Source organism: Deinococcus soli (ex Cha et al. 2016) (assembly GCF_001007995.1).
Taxonomy (GTDB): Bacteria; Deinococcota; Deinococci; order Deinococcales; family Deinococcaceae; genus Deinococcus; species Deinococcus soli.
The window spans coordinates 176,861-195,707 of the sequence record NZ_CP011389.1 but is presented as its reverse complement, the minus strand read 5'-3'; the positions used below and the strand labels follow the sequence as shown (position 1 = coordinate 195,707).

At 69.0% G+C, this 18,847-nt stretch carries 18 protein-coding genes; 8 read left to right on the top strand and 10 right to left on the bottom strand.

The window, feature by feature from the left end; translation table 11 throughout:
- Nucleotides 1–2 precede the first annotated feature (2 nt).
- Nucleotides 3–986, bottom strand: coding sequence for a dipeptidase (locus SY84_RS00965; RefSeq protein WP_046842425.1), 984 nt, complete (start codon nucleotides 984–986; stop codon nucleotides 3–5).
- Entirely contained in the window at nucleotides 980–1,669 is a 690-nt protein-coding gene (locus SY84_RS00960; RefSeq protein ID WP_046842424.1) for an HAD family hydrolase, read from the bottom strand. Before SY84_RS00960 ends, SY84_RS00965 begins: the two co-directional genes overlap by 7 nt.
- Nucleotides 1,670–1,875: 206 nt before the next feature.
- On the opposite strand from SY84_RS00960, the gene SY84_RS00955 reads away from it, so the two are divergent.
- Nucleotides 1,876–3,021: an alanine--glyoxylate aminotransferase family protein gene (locus SY84_RS00955; RefSeq protein WP_046842423.1), complete on the top strand. Its 1,146-nt coding sequence runs from the start codon at nucleotides 1,876–1,878 to the stop codon at nucleotides 3,019–3,021.
- Between the two features lie 201 nt (nucleotides 3,022–3,222).
- Here the strand turns inward: SY84_RS00955 and SY84_RS00950 are convergent, their stop codons facing one another.
- The gene (locus SY84_RS00950; RefSeq protein ID WP_046842422.1) at nucleotides 3,223–3,927 is read right to left on the bottom strand and encodes a metallophosphoesterase family protein; all 705 of its coding nucleotides are present in this window, start codon (nucleotides 3,925–3,927) and stop codon (nucleotides 3,223–3,225) included.
- A 95-nt stretch (nucleotides 3,928–4,022) separates the two neighbouring features.
- Here SY84_RS00950 and lnt point away from each other — a divergent pair, with 95 nt between their 5' ends.
- Nucleotides 4,023–5,522: an apolipoprotein N-acyltransferase gene (gene lnt / locus SY84_RS00945; RefSeq protein ID WP_046842421.1), complete on the top strand. Its 1,500-nt coding sequence runs from the start codon at nucleotides 4,023–4,025 to the stop codon at nucleotides 5,520–5,522.
- Here the strand turns inward: lnt and SY84_RS17050 are convergent.
- The gene (locus tag SY84_RS17050; protein ID WP_081424469.1) at nucleotides 5,519–5,659 is read right to left on the bottom strand and encodes a hypothetical protein; all 141 of its coding nucleotides are present in this window, start codon (nucleotides 5,657–5,659) and stop codon (nucleotides 5,519–5,521) included. The two genes, lnt and SY84_RS17050, sit on opposite strands and share 4 nt — an antisense overlap.
- 129 nt (nucleotides 5,660–5,788) lie before the next feature.
- Here SY84_RS17050 and SY84_RS00940 point away from each other — a divergent pair, with 129 nt between their 5' ends.
- Nucleotides 5,789–6,754, top strand: coding sequence for a tyrosine-type recombinase/integrase (locus SY84_RS00940; RefSeq protein WP_046842420.1), 966 nt, complete (start codon nucleotides 5,789–5,791; stop codon nucleotides 6,752–6,754).
- Nucleotides 6,755–6,901: 147 nt separating this feature from the next.
- On the opposite strand, the gene SY84_RS00935 is transcribed toward SY84_RS00940, so the two are convergent.
- Nucleotides 6,902–7,852, bottom strand: coding sequence for a diacylglycerol/lipid kinase family protein (locus tag SY84_RS00935; protein WP_046842419.1), 951 nt, complete (start codon nucleotides 7,850–7,852; stop codon nucleotides 6,902–6,904).
- A gap of 35 nt (nucleotides 7,853–7,887) precedes the next feature.
- Between SY84_RS00935 and SY84_RS00930 the strand changes: the two genes are divergently transcribed.
- The 3 genes from SY84_RS00930 (at nucleotide 7,888) to aspS (ending at nucleotide 11,434) form a co-directional block, all read left to right on the top strand.
- Entirely contained in the window at nucleotides 7,888–8,259 is a 372-nt protein-coding gene (locus tag SY84_RS00930) for an IPT/TIG domain-containing protein (protein WP_046842418.1), read from the top strand.
- A gap of 146 nt (nucleotides 8,260–8,405) precedes the next feature.
- On the top strand, nucleotides 8,406–9,701 hold the full coding sequence (gene hisS / locus SY84_RS00925) for a histidine--tRNA ligase (protein WP_046842417.1): 1,296 nt from the start codon (nucleotides 8,406–8,408) through the stop codon (nucleotides 9,699–9,701).
- A complete protein-coding gene (gene aspS, locus SY84_RS00920; RefSeq protein WP_046842416.1) occupies nucleotides 9,698–11,434 on the top strand; it encodes an aspartate--tRNA ligase in 1,737 nt (578 codons plus the stop codon). The genes hisS and aspS overlap by 4 nt, the downstream gene beginning before the upstream one ends.
- A gap of 153 nt (nucleotides 11,435–11,587) precedes the next feature.
- Here aspS and SY84_RS00915 read toward each other — a convergent pair whose 3' ends face one another.
- Both SY84_RS00915 and SY84_RS00910 read right to left on the bottom strand, forming a co-directional pair.
- The gene (locus tag SY84_RS00915) at nucleotides 11,588–12,334 is read right to left on the bottom strand and encodes an alpha/beta fold hydrolase (RefSeq protein ID WP_046842415.1); all 747 of its coding nucleotides are present in this window, start codon (nucleotides 12,332–12,334) and stop codon (nucleotides 11,588–11,590) included.
- The gene (locus tag SY84_RS00910) at nucleotides 12,331–13,074 is read right to left on the bottom strand and encodes an alpha/beta fold hydrolase (RefSeq protein WP_046842414.1); all 744 of its coding nucleotides are present in this window, start codon (nucleotides 13,072–13,074) and stop codon (nucleotides 12,331–12,333) included. The genes SY84_RS00915 and SY84_RS00910 overlap by 4 nt, the downstream gene beginning before the upstream one ends.
- 624 nt (nucleotides 13,075–13,698) lie before the next feature.
- Between SY84_RS00910 and uvrC the strand changes: the two genes are divergently transcribed.
- On the top strand, nucleotides 13,699–15,549 hold the full coding sequence (uvrC, locus tag SY84_RS00905) for an excinuclease ABC subunit UvrC (RefSeq protein WP_046842413.1): 1,851 nt from the start codon (nucleotides 13,699–13,701) through the stop codon (nucleotides 15,547–15,549).
- Nucleotides 15,550–15,620: 71 nt separating this feature from the next.
- Here the strand turns inward: uvrC and SY84_RS16355 are convergent, their stop codons facing one another.
- A complete protein-coding gene (locus tag SY84_RS16355) occupies nucleotides 15,621–15,770 on the bottom strand; it encodes a hypothetical protein (RefSeq protein WP_157882837.1) in 150 nt (49 codons plus the stop codon).
- 202 nt (nucleotides 15,771–15,972) lie between these two features.
- On the opposite strand from SY84_RS16355, the gene SY84_RS00900 reads away from it, so the two are divergent.
- Complete coding sequence (locus SY84_RS00900) at nucleotides 15,973–16,698, top strand: phosphatase PAP2 family protein (protein ID WP_046842412.1); 726 nt, start codon at nucleotides 15,973–15,975, stop codon at nucleotides 16,696–16,698.
- Nucleotides 16,699–16,726: 28 nt separating this feature from the next.
- On the opposite strand, the gene trpA is transcribed toward SY84_RS00900, so the two are convergent.
- Together trpA and trpB are read right to left on the bottom strand one after the other, a co-directional pair.
- Nucleotides 16,727–17,539, bottom strand: coding sequence for a tryptophan synthase subunit alpha (trpA, locus tag SY84_RS00895; RefSeq protein WP_046842411.1), 813 nt, complete (start codon nucleotides 17,537–17,539; stop codon nucleotides 16,727–16,729).
- The gene (gene trpB / locus SY84_RS00890; protein WP_046842410.1) at nucleotides 17,536–18,807 is read right to left on the bottom strand and encodes a tryptophan synthase subunit beta; all 1,272 of its coding nucleotides are present in this window, start codon (nucleotides 18,805–18,807) and stop codon (nucleotides 17,536–17,538) included. The genes trpA and trpB overlap by 4 nt, the downstream gene beginning before the upstream one ends.
- Nucleotides 18,808–18,847: the final 40 nt, after the last annotated feature.

Here is an 18,847-nt window from a genome sequence, read left to right as displayed (position 1 = left end):
GGTTACAGCCGGTGCGTGAGCCAGCGCGCCCAGTTGCCCCACGCCACGCCGTCCCGCGCCCCGGCGGGCAGCTCCTGCAGGAAGGCAGCCACGTCCGCGTAGCGGTCCACGCCCGCCGGGGTCTTCTCGGCCCCGAAACCGCCGTCCAGATCCGTGCCGAGCGTGACGTGTTCCCAGCCGACCAGGGACGCGTAGTGCCGGGCGTGCGCGGCCAGTTCCGAGAGGGGCACCGGTTCCAGGCTACCCTCCGGCAGCGGGCGGATGAAACGGTTCAGGAACACCAGTCCGATCATCCCGCCCGACGCCGCGACCGCGCGGACCATGTCGTCGGTCAGGTGGCGGTTGCCGGGCACCAGGGCGCGGCTGTTGGCGTGCGTGGCGATCAGCTGCGGCCCGATCTCGGCCGCCTCCCAGAACGACGCGTCGTCCAGGTGCGAGGCGTCCAGCGTGACGTTCAGGTCCCGCATGGCCTGCACCAGTTCCCGCCCCTGCGGGGTGAGGGGGCCCGGCGCGTCCGTTCCCCCGGCGTAGCGGGTGCGTCCCCACGCGGGGCCGATCACGCGCACGCCCCGCTCGACCCAGAAGGGCAGGTCCCCGGCGTCCCGGATGGGATCGGCGCCCTCCATCAGGAGCACCACGCCCAGCGGGCCGTCCGGCTCCTGTAGGTGCGCGCCGACCTCCGCCCGCGTGGAGAGCAGCCGCACGAGGCCCGCGTCCTGCCAGCGGTGATACGCGTCCAGCTGCGCCAGCGCCTGCGCCCGCGCGCCCGCGTGGTCGCTGTACCCGCCGGCACTGCCCGCTCCGTGCGGCAGGGCGAACAGCGTCCCGACGCACACGCGCAGGCCAGCCGAGCGCAGTTCCGGCAGGGTGACGGTGGCGGTCTCGTTCACGGTGGGGTCCGCCGCGCGCAGCGCCTCCAGTGGGAGGGTCAGGTCCCGGCCGTTCAGGGCGTTGAACGCGAGGTCCAGGTGTCCGTCGATCAGCACGCGACGTCCAGCCCCTCGACGGCCTCCAGCACCTGCGCGAGGTCGTGAATGGCGTCCGGGTGCGCGCCGCTCAGGTCGATCAGCAGGGCGTGCATGCCCAGCGCGCGGGCGGCAACGACGTTCTCGATCTTGTCGTCCACGAACAGCACTTCCTCCAGGCGCACGCCCAGCGCGTCCGCTGCGTGCCGGTACGCGCCGGGGTCCGGCTTGTGCACCCCGACCGAGCAGGTCGCCACGGCGACATCCACCAGATCGTCCAGACCCACGAAGCGCAGCGTCCGGTCGATGCTCGGCAGAGTGTTGCTGAGCACGCCCACCTTCAGCCCCCGCTCGCGCAGCGTCCCGAGGACTGCCCGCGCGTTCGGGACGGGTTTCATGTACGCCTCGTACGGCCAGCGGTCCATGAGCTGCGTCATCTGCGGCGCCGTCAGGCCGAGCATCCCCGCGAGTTCCTGCCCGTAGGCGTGCCAGAAGGCGTCCTCCTGCTCGGGCGTGCGTAGGTCCCACCAGTCCATCGCGCGGCGGTCCCACTGCTCGCGCAGCGCGCCGCCGAACGTGCGGGCGTCGATACCGAAGGTCTCCTGGGCCCACCGGGCCGCCTCGCGGTACACGCCAGGGTCGGTGAAGGCGATGGTGTCGTCCCGGTCGAACAGGACCGCGCGCAGCGGAGGATGGCTGGACATGCCGGACACTCTACCCTCCGGCTTTCCCGGTCGATTGTCGGAAGTGACGCCCCGGCAGTCGCAGCATGTCCGGAGGCTAAGCATACCCCGCAATTTTAGGAGATTTAATCAGATATACCCGCAATATTTTATAATCTAAACAGGCGTATTCCCGTAGCATCGCAATGATGTTGCGTCCGGCGTGGACATCCGCTAGGCTGACCCCCATGCCGGACGCGACCCCCGAACACACCCTGCTGACCCCTGGACCCACCCCCATCCACCCCAGGGCCATGCAGGCCCTCACGCGCCCCATGCTCGGCCACATGGACCCCGAGGTGTTCGCCCTGAACCGCGAGATCCAGGCCGATCTGCGCGTCATGTACGGCACCGAGGAGAGCACCTTCACCGCCCTGCTCGCCGGAACCGGCAGCCTCGGCATGGAAGCCAGCTTCGCGAACCTCGTCGAGGCGGGCGACGAGGTGCTCGTGTGCGCCAACGGGTCCTTCGGGCGCCGCATGGCCGAGATGGCCGCCCGCTACGGCGCGCGCGTCCGCCTCGTCACCGCGCCCCTCGGCGAGGCCATCAACCCAGACGCCGTCGCCGCGCACCTCGACGGCGTCAGGATGGTCGCCGTCGTCCACGGCGAAACCAGCACCGGCGTCCTGAACCCCGTCCCCGAGATCGCCCGCCTCGTCCGCCAGAGCGGCGCGCTGCTCACCGTGGACGCCGTCACCACCGCAGGCATGGAACCCTTCCACATGGCCGAGTGGGGCGTGGACTTCGCCTACACCGGCGCGCAGAAGTGCCTCAGCGCCCCCCCCGGCCTCGCGCCAGTTGCCATCAGCGAACGCGCCTTCGCCCGCTTCGCCGCCCGCCGCGCCCCCACCCCACTGTGGTACTGCGACTTCGAGGGTCTGCGCGACTACTGGGAGGACCACTCCTACCACCACACCGTGCCCGTGAACCTGCACTACGCCCTGCACGCCGCGCTGCGCGCCGCACTCGACGAGGGCCTGGAGAACCGCCAGCGGCGCGTGCAGGAGGTCGGCGCGGCCATCCAGACCGCCCTGGCCCCACTGGGCTTCACCTCGTACGTCCGCCGCCCCGAGGACCGCCTCCCCACCGTCCTGGCCCTGCGCCTCCCCGAAGGCTTCGACGACGCAGGCGTCCGCACGGCCCTGCGCGAACGGCACATCAGCGTCACCGGCGGCCTCGGCCCCACCGCGGGCCTCATCTGGCGTCTGGGCCTGATGGGTGAAACCGCCCGCCCCGCCCCCTACCTGACCCTCATGCACGCCCTGGAGGACATCCTGGGTGAACGCGGCCTCGCCGGGCGCTTCCAGGACGCCCTGGCTCCCGTGCCCGCCTGACAGCAGCATTCAGAGGTATTGAGGTTATCCCTCAATACCTCTGAATCGAGCGGAGCGAGCACCTGATAACACCAGCGGTTGGAAGTGGAATTGAAGGGCGTGGTGTTGGCCCTTCAATTCCACTTCCAACCGCTGTGAGGCACGCACCAAGAGGGGAGGGCCGCCCACTCACCGGGCGGCCCTCCCTTCCATTCGGATGCGTCAGCCCATGCGGCCCGTGCGGATCACGTCCGCGATCACCGGCGGCAGGTTCCACGCCATGATGTCGAACGCACTCGACGCGAAATCGTACGTCACCTTATGCAGCGACACCTTCGGTTTGCGCCCCACGCAGTCCACGATCACCACGTCCGCACCCGGCTCGTGATTCAGCGTCAACCCCACACTCCCCGGATCCACGAACGTCGTCTCACCGATCACCCGCGTGAACGGCACGTGCGTCCCACCCACCACGATCACCCGCGACCCCAGCGACTCCGCCAGGGACTCCAGGTCCCGCTCGGCCGCCATCAGGTCCAGCCGCTGCTCCGGATCGTGCGGACTGCCATGGAAGAACCGCACGCGCCCCACCGGCGTCATGATCCGCCCCCCAGGCGGCAGGCGCCGCAGGAAATCCACCTGCTCCGGCGTGAGCATCTTCTTCGTCCAGTTCAGGACCTGATCCGCCACGCCCTTGCGGTCCGCGCGGTCTCCCATGTCCATCGCCACGCGCATGTCACTGGACCCCAGACCCACCGTCCAGCCCTCCCGCTTCACGAAATCGATCACCGGACCCGGGCTCGCGCCGTACCCCACCAGATCACCCACGACGATCACCTGATTCACGATATTTTCCGACAGGAACCGCTTCACCGCCGTCAACGCGTGAATGTTCCCGTGAATGTCACTGATAAACGCCAGTCTCAAGGTGCGTTCATCCTAGAACAAAACCGCACCCACCACCCACGCAACCCACCCGACGGGTCCATCCCCGGACGCACCGGCCCCTATAGTGGCAGGCGATGCCCACGCCCGCCACCGGCCTCCTGCTCGGCCTGCTCCTCGCCGCCTGCGGCCTCCCCCTGCCCTGGAGCTGGGCCGCGTTCCTCCCGCTCGCCCTGATCCTGCCGTTCATCGCCGCCGCCCCCACCCCCAGGCACGCCGCCGGACGCGCCTTCTGGGTGGGCTTCGGGTACTTCGGCCTGCACCTGTGGTGGCTCGGCGCATTCCTCGTGAACCTCCTGGGCTTCCCACCCCTCGCCGCCGCCGCCGCGCTGCTGTTCGCCCTGGAAGGCGCGTTCCTGGCGGCCGCCGCGTTCCTCGCCACCAGCGTCACCCGCACCCGCACCGGCCGCATCTGGACACTGGCCGGCGCGTGGGTGATCCTCGAATGGCTACGCTTCCTGGGCCCCCTCGCCTTCCCCTGGCCCACCCTCGGGTACACCCTGCTGCCCACCCCCACCATCCAGATCGCCGACCTGGGCGGCGTGCTGCTCGGCAGTGTCCTCGTGACCCTCACCGCCGCCAGCCTCGCCCACGCCTGGACCGAGCGGCAGCAGCAGGGGAGACGCCCCCTCACCCCCGCGCTGCTCGCTGCCGGCGCCTGGGCTGCCGCCCTGGGCTACGGCCTGACCCGCACCCCCGGCACCGGCCCCGAACAACCCATGCGGGTCATGCGCGTCACCTTCGACGTCTTTGGACGCGCCAGCAACACCCTCGACCCAGCTTCAGAATTCGACGTGCAACGAGCAGCCAGCCTCAACCGCCCCCAGGACAGCGTCGTCGTCTGGAGTGAAAGCAGCGTCCGTAACCAGTCCACCCCGGCACTCAAGGGAACCGCAGTCCCCAATTTTCCCGGTCCCGGCATCACGGGATACAGCGGCCAGCAGTTCACGCCCCTCCTGGACAATCAGTACCGGGTCGAGGAATTCAACACCGTCGTCACCACCGACACCGCAGGCCGCGTCCAGAGCGTCAACGCCAAGGCTCAGCCCGTTCCTTTTGGCGAACTGTTCCCCTTCCGGCCCATCCTGACGCCCATCTACAACTTGCTGGAACGCAACCTCGGCTTCCCGCTTGGTAGCATGCCCCGCAACCTCACCCCCGCGCCCATCGCCCTGAACGGCGTCCTGTACGGCGCGTACATCTGCTACGACAGCGTCTTCCCCAGGGTCGCCCGCGCACTGACCGCCCAGGGAGCGGAGGTTCTCGTGAACCCCAGCAACGACGGCTGGTACCGGGGCTGGGGCGTGCAGCAGCACTTCAACATGGGCCGCGTGCGCGCCATCGAGACGCGGCGCTGGCTCGTCCGCAGCGTCAACAACGGCGTCGCCGGCTCCGTCAACGACCTCGGGCAGCCCATCCAGACCGTGCAGGACGGCACCGAACTCCGCACCCTCGACGTCCGCCCACGCCTCCTGACCGGCACCACCGTCTACGTCCGCCTCGGCGACTGGCCCGCGCTGATGCTGGCCCTCGGCATGATCCTGTACGGCATGACCCGACGCGAACGGGACTTCTAGCCTTCAGACCGCAGGCGCTCGGCGGCTTCCATCAGCCACGCCATGAATTCAACCTTGGAGTAGTGCCATTTGGCGCGGTTGCACGCCCCGCAGCACAGCTCGAGGCTCTCCAGCAAGTGGGTTCCACCGGAGGCCAGTGGTACGCGGTGATCGAAATGGAATCTGGCGGCGGCGCTGGCATTGTGGTGTGAATGGAGTGCCGCACGTCGTGCATGTCTGTTCCGTTATGACCCCGACGTTGATAAGGCATGTTATCATCGGAGCAGATGTCCGAGATTACCCCTTACGTAGGCGACCGCCTTGCCCAGGCCCGCGCGCTGGCTGGCCTCACCGACGAGGCCCTGCGGGTCCGCGCCATCACCGCCGCCCGGGACAAGACCTTCGAGGACCTGTGGTCCCTGACCCTCGCGTACCTCAGCAGCGACACCAGTGCGGGCGTGAAACTCAGTCCGCACACACTGCGCGCGTACCGCAAGGGCGTCGAGGTTCTGCTGGAGCACGCCTCGTCGAATGCCTGGAATCTGCTGCACCCGGGGCGGCGTGAGCCTGGGCTGTACGTGGCGGCCCTGACGGCCTCAGGCCTGAAGCCAGCGACGGTCATGGCGCGCGTGGCGGCGGCCGGGGCGCTGTACCGCGCGCTGCGGTGGGCGGGGGCGACGGACGCCGATCCCTTCGCGGACGTGAAGCGCCCGAAGGACCGCACGAAGGGCGTGGTGAAGAACCCGCCGTACCGGGCGGAGTTCGTGCAGGCGATGCTCGCCGAGGCGGACGTGCGGGAGGCGGCGCTGCTGCTGCTGCTGACGCACGCTGGGCTGCGAATCGCGGAGGCGCTGTCCGTCGAGTGGTCGCACGTGAATCTGCCGGGTCGGCGCCTGCTCGTCGCGCACGGTAAGGGCGACAAGGCGCGGATCGTGCCACTCAGCGGTCGTCTGCGTGGGTCGCTGGAGGCGTTGCTGGCCGCGTCCCCCACGCGGGATGGGTTCGTGCTGCCGTGGCGTGCTTACTCGTCGGCGTACGAGCGGTTGCAGACGTTGGCGCTGCGGTGCGGGCGTGAGCATGAATTCCGGGGCTTTCACGCCGGGCGCAAGTACGCGGGGACGCAGCTGTACGCGGCGGTCAAGGATTTCACGCGGGTGGCGGGATTTCTGGGCCATGAGCAGGTGGATACGACGCGGCGGTACGTGGAGGTGCCGGAAGATGATCTGGCGGACGCCGTCGAGGCCTTCCGGTAGGTGTTGTACCCCTCGGCCGGGTTTGCTGGCCCCTTCCTGGCCTTCCTGTGAGCTTGTGTGTTTTGTTGCGTCCTGGACGCTCTTTTTGGGTGCGTATCAAATGACCGCCCGGGCAGGTGCGCCGGGCGGCCGTGGTGAGGGCCACGTTCAGGTTTCGAGGTCGTCGCGCTTGGCGGCGGTGAGGAAGCGGATCGCGCCGGGCAGGATGCGGGCCTGGAAGGGTGTGGTCTCGACGTGCAGTTCGCCGTCGTATTGCAGCGGGAAGGGTTCGTCGGCGTCGACCTCGACGGTGCGGGCCTCGATGGTTTCGAGGTTGCCGCTGAACATGGGGTCCCCGAGGTTCAGTTTGGCGCGCACGGAGTCGATCAGATTCGGGAGGAGCCGCATGATGTTCCCGGCTTTCATCAGAATGACGGTGAAACGGCCGTCGCTGGGGCTGATGTCGCTGGTGATGGGCAGGCGGTAGTTGGCCATGCCGAAGTTGGCGATCATGACCCCGATCCCCTCGAATTCCCGGGGTTGCCCGTCGATCTTCAGGTGGAAGGTGGTCTTCTTGGGGTTCAGTTGTTTCATGGCGCTCATGACGTACGCCATGGCGCCGAAGCGGTCCTTGAGTTCCTCGCTGTCGCGGATCATGCTGGCGTCGGCGCCCGCGCCGGCGAGCATGCAGAAGCCGCTCTTCTCGCCCTGCACCTCAATCTCGCCCATGTCGACGCGCAGGCTGTGGCCGTCGCGGATGATGGCGGCCAGTCCGGCGGCGTCCTGCGGCAGGTCGAGGTTCTGCGCAATGAGGTTGGCGGTGCCGGCCGGGAAGGCCAGCATGGGGACGTTCTTGTACTGCGCGGCGTACGCGAGGCTGCTGACGGTGCCGTCCCCGCCGGCCCCGACGAGGTACGTGAACTGGTCGAGGTCCGTGACGTAGTCGCGCATGGGGGTGTCGTTCTGGAGTTCGCGTTCCACGACGTCCATGCCGTCTTCACGGAGCAGCTGGATGAACTGCGGCAGTTCACTGTCACCGCTGCCGCTTTTGGGATTGAACACCACAAGGACGCGGGTGCCGGTGCGGGGGCCGCTGGGGGTGGGGACGTTGCCTGTCATCTCATGTATTAGACTGCCTGCACGGAGGAAAGGACATGCTGCGTTTCTTTGTTGCTTCTTTACTGATTGCTGGGGGGCTGGTGGCCTGCGCGCCTGCCCAGCAGGGCGCGTCCCGGATGGTGACGGTCACGCCGGTGCTGATCAAGGCGTCCGAGGGCGCCGCGCGCGGCGGCACCCTGACGATTCAGGGCCGGTACCTGGGTGGGCCCAGCACCGGCAAGGTGCGCCTGGGCGCCAACGAGCAGGGCGAGGGAGGCTACGTGTTCCCGGCCGCGGCGGTGCAGTCGTGGACGGACAGCCAGATCGTGCTGACCGTGCCCAGTGACGCGCCGGTGGGCGGAAGCTGGCTGTTCGTGGAGGTCGGCGCGATGCGCTCCACGGGGTTGCCGTTCAGCGTCAAGCAGTAACCAGGCAGTAACCAGAGCGTGAAGGGTGGGGGGCGGCGTCCGGGAGTCCGGGGGCCGCCCTCTCCCCTGTTCTGGGGCCAGGGCGGGGCGTGCCCACCGTCCGGCACAGGGGGGTTTTGCCGTGCAGGCGCTATGCTGCTCGGGTTATGGCGATCAACCGCCCCAAGGGCACAGAAGATCACCTCCCGGCCCTGAGTCCGAAACTCACGCTTGACGTTTCGGCGCAGGCGCACGGCTGGCTGGTGGAGAAGGCAAGGCGCGTTCTGGAACGCGCGGGCGCGCAGCGCATCGACACGCCCCTGTTCGAGGAGGCGGACCTCGTGAAGCGTGGCGTGGGGGGCAGCACGGACATCGTCCGCAAGGAGATGTTCACCGTGTATTACTTCGGGGATCACGGCGGGTACATCCTGCGGCCCGAGGGGACGGCAGCCATCGTGCGCGCGTACCTGCAGAATGGGCTCAAGCAGCTGCCCGCGCCGCTGAAATTGTGGACGCACGGGCCGATGTTCCGCGCCGAGCGGCAGCAGCGCGGGCGCCTGCGGCAGTTCCATCAGGTGGATTACGAGGTGCTGGGCAGCACGGACGCGCTGGTGGACGCCGAGGCGATCGCGCTGATGGTGGGCGTGGTGCGTGAACTGGGCCTGACGGGAGTGCGCGTGAAGCTGGGCAGCATCGGCGACCCGGAGGACCGCGAGCGCTACAACACGTACCTGCGGGAGCTGTTCACGCCGCAGCTGGAGCGCCTGTCGGACGACTCGAAGGACCGCCTGACCCGCAACCCCATGCGCATCCTCGACAGCAAGAGCGCCTCGGATCAGGAGCTGCTCGCGGAACTCGGCGTGAAGCCCATGCTGGACTTCCTGGGTGAGGAGGCGGGCGCGCACTTCCGCGCCGTGCAGGCCTACCTGACCGAGTGGGGCGTGGACTACGACATCGACCCCAGCATCGTGCGAGGCCTGGACTACTACCGCCGCACCGCCTGGGAACTGCACCACGAGGGCGTCGGCGCGAAATCCGCGCTGGGCGGCGGGGGCCGCTACGACGGGCTGGCGCAGGAACTCGGCAGCAAGGAGCCTATTCCCGGCATCGGCTGGGCGTTCGGCGTAGAGCGGCTGCTGCTGGCGCTGGAGGCCGAGGGGATGGCCCTCCCGGAGATCGCCGGGCCGCTGCTGTACGTCGCCGCGCTGGACGAGGTGAACGTCCCGCACGCCGCGCGCACCGCCATGAGAGCCCGCGCGCACGCCCGCGCGGAGTTCGCCTACCGCGCGATGAAACCCGCCGCGGCCTTCCGCGACGCCGAGCGGCGCGGCGCGCACTGGGTGGCCCTCCTCGGGACCGACGAGGTCGCGCAGGGCACCCTCAGCCTCAAGAACATCAGGACCGGTGAGCAGCGCAGCCTCGCCGCCGCCGACCTCGCCACCTTCCTTCAGGAGCACGCATGAAACGCACCGCCATGATCGGCCACCTCACGCCCGCGCACGCCGGGCAGACCGTCACCCTGCAGGGCTGGGTGAACCGCCGCCGCGATCTGGGCGGCCTGATCTTCCTGGAACTGCGCGACCGCAGCGGGCTGGTGCAGGTGCAGGTCGAACCGGACTCCGCCGCCTTCGCGGACGCGGACCGCCTGCGCGCCGAGTACGTCGCGGAGATCGAGGGCACGTACCAGACCCGCCCCGACAGCCAGCGCAAGGGTGGCCTCGCGGACTACGAGGTCATCGCTACACGCGTGAAGGTGCTGAATACTGCGAAAACCACGCCCTTCGAACTGGAGAAGGGCGACAGCGTTGCCGAGGACATCCGCCTGAAGTTCCGGTACCTCGACCTGCGCCGCCCGGAGATGCAACGCAACCTCGTGCTGCGCAGCAAGGCCGTCGCCGCCATCACCGAGTACCTCGACCGCGAGGGCTTCGTGCAGGTCGAGACCCCCATGCTCACGAAGTCCACGCCCGAGGGCGCCCGTGACTTCCTGGTGCCCAGCCGTCAGAACCCCGGCGAGTTCTACGCGCTGCCGCAGAGCCCGCAGCTGTTCAAGCAGATGCTGATGGTCGCCGGGTACGACCGCTACTACCAGCTGGCCCGCTGCTTCCGCGACGAGGACCTGCGCGCCGACCGGCAGCCGGACTTCACGCAGCTCGACATGGAGATGAGCTTCGTGGAACTCGACGACGTCCTGAGCACCCAGGAGGGCCTGATGGCCCACGTGTTCCGCGAGACGATGGGCGTCGACCTGGCCGTACCCTTCCCGCGCATGGCGTACATGGACGCCATGAACCTCTACGGCTCGGACAAGCCGGACCTGCGCTTCGACCTGAAGTTCACGGACGTCACCGACCTGTTCCAGGGCGGAGAATTCAAGGCCTTCGCCGCCGCACAGGCCGTCAAGGTGATCGCGGCGCCCGAACTGACCCGCAAGCAGATCGACGAACTCGAACGCATCGCCAAGCAGAACGGCGCCGGCGGGCTCGCGTGGCTCAAACGTGACGGCGACGGCTTCACCGGCGGCATCAGCAAGTTCGTCACCGCTCAGGCCGCCGAACTGATCGCCCGCACCGGCGTCGCGCAGGGCGGCACCCTGCTGTTCACCGCCGGCGAGTGGAAGAAAGCGGTCGGCGCCCTGGGTGCCGTGCGCCTCGCGCTGCGGGACCTGTTCAACCTCGCCGCCGCCGGGCCGCAGTTCCACGTCTCCTGGGTCACGGAGTTCCCCCAGCTGGAATTCGACGACGAGAGCAGCACCTGGACGTACATGCACCACCCCTTCACCGCCCCCCACCCCGACGACCTGGACCTCTTCGGCACCGACCGCCAGGGTGAAATCCGCGCCCAGGCATACGACCTCATCCTGAACGGCTTCGAGGTCGGCGGCGGCAGCATCCGCATCCACGACCCCGCCGTGCAGGCGAAGATGTTCCAGGCGATCGGCTTCAGCGCCGAACAGGCCCGCGAGAAGTTCGGGTTCTTCATGGACGCCCTCGAGTACGGCACGCCCCCGCACGGTGGCATCGCGTGGGGCTTTGACCGTCTGATCATGGTCATGAGCGGCGCGACCAGCATCCGCGAGGTCATCGCCTTCCCGAAGAACAACCGCGGCGTGGACCTGATGGCCCTGGCGCCCTCCCCCGTTGAGCCGGGTCAGCTGGCCGACGTCGGCCTGAGCGTGGCGAATTCCGAGGACTGAGATGAATTGGGGAGGTCACCCTCCCCTTTTTCCTCAAGCCATTAAGTGAAACTATTCACGATCAATCTAATTCGTGAAAAGTCGGTTCTCTGGCGTGATGTCGCAATGTTCACCCTGCTGCTACTGCACTGTCATACCGGAACCGCATTCCGCCTAACAACCCGCCTGTCGCAGGAATTCCAGCGTCAGCTGCGCCACCGCTCGCGGGTGCGTGTCCGTCAGACCGTGCGGCGCGCCGGGGATCTGCCGCGCCACCGCCTCCGGGATGTCCGCGCAGATCCGCTCGACCGTCCACGTCTGGATCACCGGATCACTCTCTCCATCAATTAGGAGCGTCGGGACCTTCACGCGCGGCAGGAGCGGCCCGGTCATGTGCGCCTCCTGATCCCGCGCGAGCAGCAGCATCCGCCGCGCCCCGCACTGCCGGTACGCCCGCAGCCCCGGCAACAGCAGCCCCAGCCGTTCACGCGGCAGATCCCGCACCAGACGCAGCAGTTGCAGCCGCACGCTGGGGTTCTCCGGAATGCCTGTCGGCGCGCACGCGATCAAGGCCGGGGCCAGCTGCGGATACCGAGCAGCGAGATCGAACATCACCTCACCCCCCAGCGAGTGACCGAACACCGGCGAGCCCACCAGCCCCGCCGCGCGCAGCCACGCCGACAGGTGATCGGTCAGATGCTCGATGCACACCGGGAAGTCCGGTCGGCCCTGGCTGTCCCCGTGACCCGGCGGGTCGTACACGAACACCGTGCGCTCCCGCCCCAACTCCCGCGCCAGCCGCGCGTACATCCACGACGCGCACCCGAGACCCGGCACGATCACCAGCGGCGCGCCCCGCCCGCGTTTCCAGGCGTGGGTCCGCAGGCCATTGACCGTCAGGTACGTCGGCTGTCCACTCAAGAGGGAGTCCCGGCCTCTTCCCCATTCAGGAAGTCCAGCAGAATGGCATTGAACACTGCCGGGCGGTCCACCATCGCCACGTGCCCCGCGCGGGGAATCACCTCGAAACGGGAGCCGGGAAGCGCCTCATGGAGCAGTCGCCCCAGCGCGAGTGGCACCAGGATGTCCTGTTCACCCCACACGATCAGTGTCCGGGCGTGCACGAACGGCAGGACATCCTGCACGCTGTCCCGCAGGAGATCCGTGGCATTACGCCACAGGTTCAGTGGTCCGGCCCGCAGCCCGTCGAAGACGATCCGGCCGATGAAGCGACGTTCACCCATCCACGCAGCGCGCGGCAGGTGCAGCGCCGTCCGCGCAGCGTTCGCCCGGAGCAGGCCGCTGGCGCACACGAGCACGAGGTTCCGCACCCGGTCCGGGCGCTGCGCCGCGACATGCAGACTGATCTGCCCGCCCATGGAGTGCCCGACCAGCGTGACATTGTGCAGGTCCTGCGCGTCCAGCCACGCGCAGATTAGGTCGGCGGCGTCCCGCACGCTCCGCGAGGGCCGCCCCCACGAGCGGCCGTAGCCGCTGAGATCCAGGCTGTACACCGCGTGCGCCTGCTTCAGCGCGGGCACATTGAAACGCCACCAACGGGACGAACCGCTCAGGCCGTGCACGAGCACGACCGGCGGGCCCGTCCCGGTACGCCGCACGCCCAGGTGCGCGCCGTCATGCGTGAAGGACTCGGTGGACACGCCACGCAGGATAGACGCTCAGCGGCAGCCCCAACCTGTCAGGAACCTTATGGAAGGCCGACCAACAGTGCCGGGCCGGCGAGGGGCCGATCAGGTCAAGAGCTGCGCCGCAGACGAGGTCCCGCTGAGACGGCCGAGGCTTCCTCTCCTGACCGGCGTGACTGTTGCCCTTGCCGCCGCAGTCGCCCTGTCCCACACGCAGTCGCGTCTGTGACCGGGTCTGCGTGGAGGTCAGCGTTCCCAGCAGCACGCTGACGGCACAGTCCTCATCACCACTCCAGGGGACCGCATTGCGCTGGTTGGCGTTGACGGATGCCCGTTCGGCAACCGAATTGCCCGGTTCACGCGCCTCAGCGCTCAGAGCGCGATGCCAGACAGTCCCAGAATCAGCTCATGGCGGAGGTTCCGGTCGAGATTCTGGGTGCGGTGAGGCTGAGTCGGCCCTGACCTTTACTGCTGCCCCGTACACATTCACGTTCAGGTCACGCATCCAGCCTACTTCCAATTAGTGAATAGATTCACGATTTTGCCAGGATGTGAATTCTCTCTTCCTTTGAATTGAGGGGGTACCATTGGGACCTCCCGTCACGGAAACGTCCCAGTCCCTCCACTATGCTGCGGGACGTGCATTCCGACGACCTGCCCGTGCTGCCCACCACACCCGGCGTGTACATCTTCCGCAAGGGCGGGACACCCATCTACATCGGGAAGGCCAAGAACCTCCGGTCCCGCGTGAACCAGCATTTCAAGGCGGGCGGCAAGAGCGGGAAGTTCACCGCCCTGGCCGACACGCTGGAGTTCATCACCGCCCGCAACGAGGTCGAGGCGCTGGTGCTCGAAGCGAACCTCATCAAGCAGCACCGGCCGCACTACAACGTCACCCTGAAAGACGACAAGCACTACCCGTTCCTGAAGCTGACGAACGAGGCCTTCCCCATGCTGGTCGTCACGCGGCGTGTGCTCAAGGACGGCGGGCGCTACTACGGACCGTACCCGGACTCGTCGGCGGTGCGGCGCGTGAAGAACCTGATCGACACGATGTTCCCCCTCCGGAAGAACAGTGGGCTGCCCATGCAGCACAAGCCGCGCCCGTGCCTGAACTTCCACATGGGCCGCTGCCTGGGCCCCTGCGTGGACCGCGCCGACCCGGGCGAGTACGCGCGGGTGGTGGACGACGTGACCAGTCTGCTGGAAGGCCGCGCCGCGCCGGTCATCGCCCGGCTGCGCGAGGACATGAAGGTCGCCGCAAAGGGACAGGATTTCGAGCAGGCCGCCCGCGTCCGCGACCGCGTGCAGGCCGTCGAGAAGCTGTTCGGGACCGAGCAGCACGCCTTCGTCAGCGAGGAGACGGACCTGGACTTCCTGGGAGCCGCGCAGGCCGGGGAGTACGCGATGGTGCAGCTGTTCCGCATGCGCGGCGGGCGCGTCGTCGGGCGCGACAAACGGTTCCTGACCGGCACGGAGGACGCCCCGCTGGGCGAGATCGTCGAGGCGTTCGTGCAGGACTACTACACGCAGGCCACCCACGTCCCGCCGCTGATCCTGCTGCCCGCCGACTTCGAGGACGCCCCCACCTGGAGCGACTTCCTGTCGGAGCGGGCTGGGCGGAAGGTCGAGATGCGCACCCCCAAACGCGGGGACAAGGTGGACCTGATCGATATGGCGCAGCGCAACGCGCAGAACGGCCTGGAGTCCGAGATGGCGCTGCTGGAACGCCGGGGCGACCACCCGGGCCTGGACGCACTGCGCGAGGTGCTGGCCCTCCCGGACCGGCCCTGGCGGATCGAGGGCTACGACAACAGCAACCTGTTCGGCACGAACATCGTGTCCGGGATGGTGGTGTTCGAGGGGGGCCGCTCGCGGCGCGGGGAGCACCGGCGGTTCAAGGTGCGCGGCCTGGACCACCCGGACGACTACACGAGCATGCGGCAGACGATCACGCGGCGCTTCACCGGCAGCCTCAGCGACAAGCTGCCCCTCCCGGACCTGCTGCTGATCGACGGGGGGCGCGGGCAGGTGAACGCCGCGCTGGACGCCCTGAAAGAGGCGAACCTGCACATCCCGGTCGTGGGCCTCGCCAAGCGCGAGGAACGCCTGATTCTCCCCGGGCGTTACGGGGCGCAGTGGTGGCTGGAGTCCGGCACGGAGGTCGGCGTGGACCGCGCACTGCTGCTGCCGCACACGCACCCGGCGCTGCGGATGCTGATCGGCGTGCGTGACGAGGTGCACAACTACGCCGTGACGTACCACCGCAAGCTGCGCGGGGAATCCATGCTGCGCAGCGTGTTCGACGACCTGCCGGGCATCGGGCAGAAACGGCGCGACGCGCTGCTGGAGCACTTCACGAGCCTGGAGGATCTGGCGAGCGCCCCGGTCGAGCAGATCGCGGCGGTGCCCGGCATGACCATGCGCGCCGCGCAGAGCGTGAAAGAATTCCTGGCCGAGCGCGAGGCGCGCTCGGCCCCCATCGCCTGAGCGCCTGAGCGAAAAGAGCGCCGCTCCTCTTCACTGGGAAGGGAGCGGCGCTTTGAGCGAAGGGCGGCGGGTCACGCGAGCCGCAGGCGGTGCAGGAGAGCGCGCAGGGCGCCGGGCTTGCGGGACTGCCGCTGGGCGGCCTGCGCCTGCCGGACGAGGCGGGCGTGCTGCGCCTCGAGCAGGAGATCCTGCGCGTGAAGCTGACCGAATTCGTGTTGCATTTAGACTCCCGAGGTCGCGCCGCCGCCCCCGTGGCGGCCCGTTTGGGCGCGGACCTTCTGCCTCTTATGGTGCGCCCCGGGCGGGTGCGCGCACATGCACCGGGTGGCGCAGGAATGACTACGCCAAAGGGCGCAGGAGCGTTAAGCAAGGCGCAAGCGCCCCCCGGTGCGCCCGCACGTCCCGGCGGGCTGTAATGACAGGATGTTTCCCCGGTCCCGGCGTGAATTCGTCCCGTTCGTAAGGTCGCACTGGCGATCCCTGCTGCTGCTGCTGCTGGGCGTCATGGTGCCCTTCGTGCTGTTCACGCACCTGACGCACGAGGTGTTCCGCGAGGGCGGCTTCGCGTGGGATCAGGCGGTGCTGAACTGGTACGCGCAGCGCCGCACGCCGGAACTGACGCGCTTCGCGGAACTGCTGGCGCTGCTGGGCGGCGTGACCATCCTGCCGTTCGTGACGCTGGCCATCGCGTGGCTGATGGGCCGCGCCAGCGGCCGGGCGCACGGGTGGTTCCTGGTCAGCAGCGTGGCCGGCGCGACCCTGCTCAACGTCGTGGCGAAGATCGTGTTCCAGCGTCCCCGCCCGGACGAACTGATGGCCGTCCTGACCGAACCGGGTTTCAGCTTTCCCAGCGGGCACGCCATGGCGAACGCCGCGTTCGGGTTCGCGCTCACGCTGGCGTTCTGGCGGTCACGGGCCGGGTGGCCGGTCGCGGTGTTCGGGCTGCTGTGGGCCCTGGCGATCGGGGTCAGCCGCAATTACCTGGGGGTGCACTACCCGTCGGACGTCCTGGCGGGCTTCACCGCCAGTGTCGCGTGGGTGGCGGGTCTGTACATCCTGATGGCGCGCCGCTGGCCGCAGCTGCGCGGCAGTCCCGGCGGTGAAGATGACACCCGCCCGCCCGTCTCCAGTGGACCCGGCCAGACCTGACCCACCGGGACGGCGTCAGAAAGGGCAATCAGGTCTGCGTGCAGCCTGCGCGGATGCTCGCGGCAAGTGCGGCGACGTCCTGCCCGGCCTTCACGGCGTTGATGAATGCGCTCCCCACCACGACGCCGTCGGCGACCTGAGCGACCTGCGCAGCGCTCTCGGCGTCCTTCACGCCGAAGCCGACGGCGACGGGCACGCGGGCGTACTGGCGGGCCAGGGCCAGCATGGCGGGCACCTCGTTCAGGGCGCTGCCCTCGCGGGTGCCGGTCACACCGGTCACACTCACGGCGTACAGGAAGCCGGTGCAGGCCTCCGCGACGAGTTTCACGCGGGCCGGGGTGCTGGTGGGCGCGATCAGGAACGTCACGGCCATGCCGTGCTCGGCGGCCAGATCCGCGATCTCCAGGTCCTGGTCGGGCGGCAGGTCGGGGAGGATCAGCCCGTCCACCCCGGCCTCCTGCGCCAGCCGCATGAACTCACGCGGGCCGACGGCGTAGATGGGGTTCACGTACGTCATGATCACGATGGGCGTGTCGTGCCGCGAGCGGAGTTCCCTGACCAGCGCGAGGGTGTGGCGGGTGCTCGTGCCGCCCGCGAGGGCCTGCTCGCTGGCGCGCTGGATGGTGGGTCCGTCGCCCAGGGGGTCGCTGTAGGGAATGCCGACCTCGAGGATGTCCGCCTGCCCGAGCAGGGCGTCCGCGACGGCGGGGAACGCCTGCGCGGTGGGGTACCCGGCGGTCATGAACGGGATGAACGCGGCGCGGCCCTCCTGCTTGGCGCGGGCGAAGGCGGCGTGCAGGCGCGCGGCGCCCGGGGTGGTGGGGGTCAGGGTGGCGGTCATGCGTGCACCTCCGGGGTGCGGGGCGCGGCGGGCGTTGCGGTCTGCTCGCGGCCCAGGTCGAGCAGGCGCATCACCTCGGCCACGTCCTTGTCGCCGCGGCCGGACAGGTTCACGACGACCGTCTGGTCGGGGCGCAGGGTGCGGGCCAGGTTCACGGCGGCGTGGATGGCGTGCGCGGTCTCCAGCGCGGGGATGATGCCCTCCAGGCGGGTCAGGAGTTGCAGGGCGTCCAGCGCCTGCGCGTCGGTGACGGGCACGTACTGCGCCACGCCGGTCTCGGAGTACAGGCAGTGCTCGGGGCCGATGCCGGGGTAGTCCAGGCCCGCGCTGATGGAGTGCGGGGGGACGATCTGGCCCTCGTCGTCGTTCAGGAGATACATCATCGCGCCGTGCAGCACGCCGATGCGGCCCCCGGCGACGCTCGCGGCGTGCTTGCCGGACTCGACGCCCTCACCGGCGGCCTCGGTGCCGATCAAGAGGGGCCGCTCGTGTTCGGGCAGGTACGCGAAGGGCGCGAAGATGCCGATGGCGTTGCTGCCGCCACCCACGCACGCGACGATCGCGTCCGGCACCGCGCGGCCCTCCAGGGCCTGGTGCTGCACCTTGACCTCCTCGCCGATGATGGACTGGAAGTCGCGGACCATCGCGGGGTACGGGTGCGGCCCGACGACGCTGCCGAGGATGTAGAAGGTGTCGCGGACGTTCGTGACCCAGTCGCGGATGGCCTCATTCGTGGCGTCCTTCAGGGTGCTCGTGCCGGAGGTGACCTCGCGGACCTCGGCGCCCAGGAGTTTCATGCGGAACACGTTCAGCGCCTGACGGCGGATGTCCTCGGCGCCCATGTACACGATGCACTCCAGGCCCAGCAGGGCGGCGGCGGTGGCACTGGCCACGCCGTGCTGCCCGGCGCCGGTCTCGGCGATGACGCGCTGTTTGCCCATGCGCTTGGCGAGCAGGGCCTGCGCGAGGCAGTTGTTGATCTTGTGCGCGCCAGTGTAGTTCTGGTCCTCGCGTTTGAGGTAGATCTTCGCGCCGCCCGCGTGCTCGGTGAGTCCCTGGGCGAGGTACAGGCCGCTGGGGCGACCCACGAAGTCCTTCAGGAGGCGCTCGAGTTCGTTCAGGAAGGCGGGGTCATTCCGGGCCTCGGTGTAGGCGGCCTGGAGTTCGTCCAGGGCGGGGATGAGCGTTTCGGGCACGTACCGTCCGCCGAAGCGGCCGAAGCGGCCCCGTTCGTCCGGCTGGGGGTAGGTGGGGAGCTGGAGAGACATGCTGACAGGGTAGGACTGCCGTGTCGAACGGGCGTTAGGC

Excerpts from the sequence above, each read along its gene's own strand:
- SY84_RS00960 (WP_046842424.1), bottom strand. The coding sequence starts at position 1,669 with ATGTCCAGCCATCCTCCGCTGCGCGCGGTCCTGTTCGACCGGGACGAC.
- SY84_RS00955 (WP_046842423.1), top strand. The coding sequence starts at position 1,876 with ATGCCGGACGCGACCCCCGAACACACCCTGCTGACCCCTGGACCCACC.
- lnt (WP_046842421.1), top strand. The coding sequence starts at position 4,023 with ATGCCCACGCCCGCCACCGGCCTCCTGCTCGGCCTGCTCCTCGCCGCC.
- SY84_RS00940 (WP_046842420.1), top strand. The coding sequence starts at position 5,789 with ATGTCCGAGATTACCCCTTACGTAGGCGACCGCCTTGCCCAGGCCCGC.
- SY84_RS00935 (WP_046842419.1), bottom strand. The coding sequence starts at position 7,852 with ATGACAGGCAACGTCCCCACCCCCAGCGGCCCCCGCACCGGCACCCGC.
- SY84_RS00930 (WP_046842418.1), top strand. The coding sequence starts at position 7,888 with ATGCTGCGTTTCTTTGTTGCTTCTTTACTGATTGCTGGGGGGCTGGTG.
- hisS (WP_046842417.1), top strand. The coding sequence starts at position 8,406 with ATGGCGATCAACCGCCCCAAGGGCACAGAAGATCACCTCCCGGCCCTG.
- aspS (WP_046842416.1), top strand. The coding sequence starts at position 9,698 with ATGAAACGCACCGCCATGATCGGCCACCTCACGCCCGCGCACGCCGGG.
- SY84_RS16355 (WP_157882837.1), bottom strand. The coding sequence starts at position 15,770 with ATGCAACACGAATTCGGTCAGCTTCACGCGCAGGATCTCCTGCTCGAG.
- SY84_RS00900 (WP_046842412.1), top strand. The coding sequence starts at position 15,973 with ATGTTTCCCCGGTCCCGGCGTGAATTCGTCCCGTTCGTAAGGTCGCAC.
- trpA (WP_046842411.1), bottom strand. The coding sequence starts at position 17,539 with ATGACCGCCACCCTGACCCCCACCACCCCGGGCGCCGCGCGCCTGCAC.
- trpB (WP_046842410.1), bottom strand. The coding sequence starts at position 18,807 with ATGTCTCTCCAGCTCCCCACCTACCCCCAGCCGGACGAACGGGGCCGC.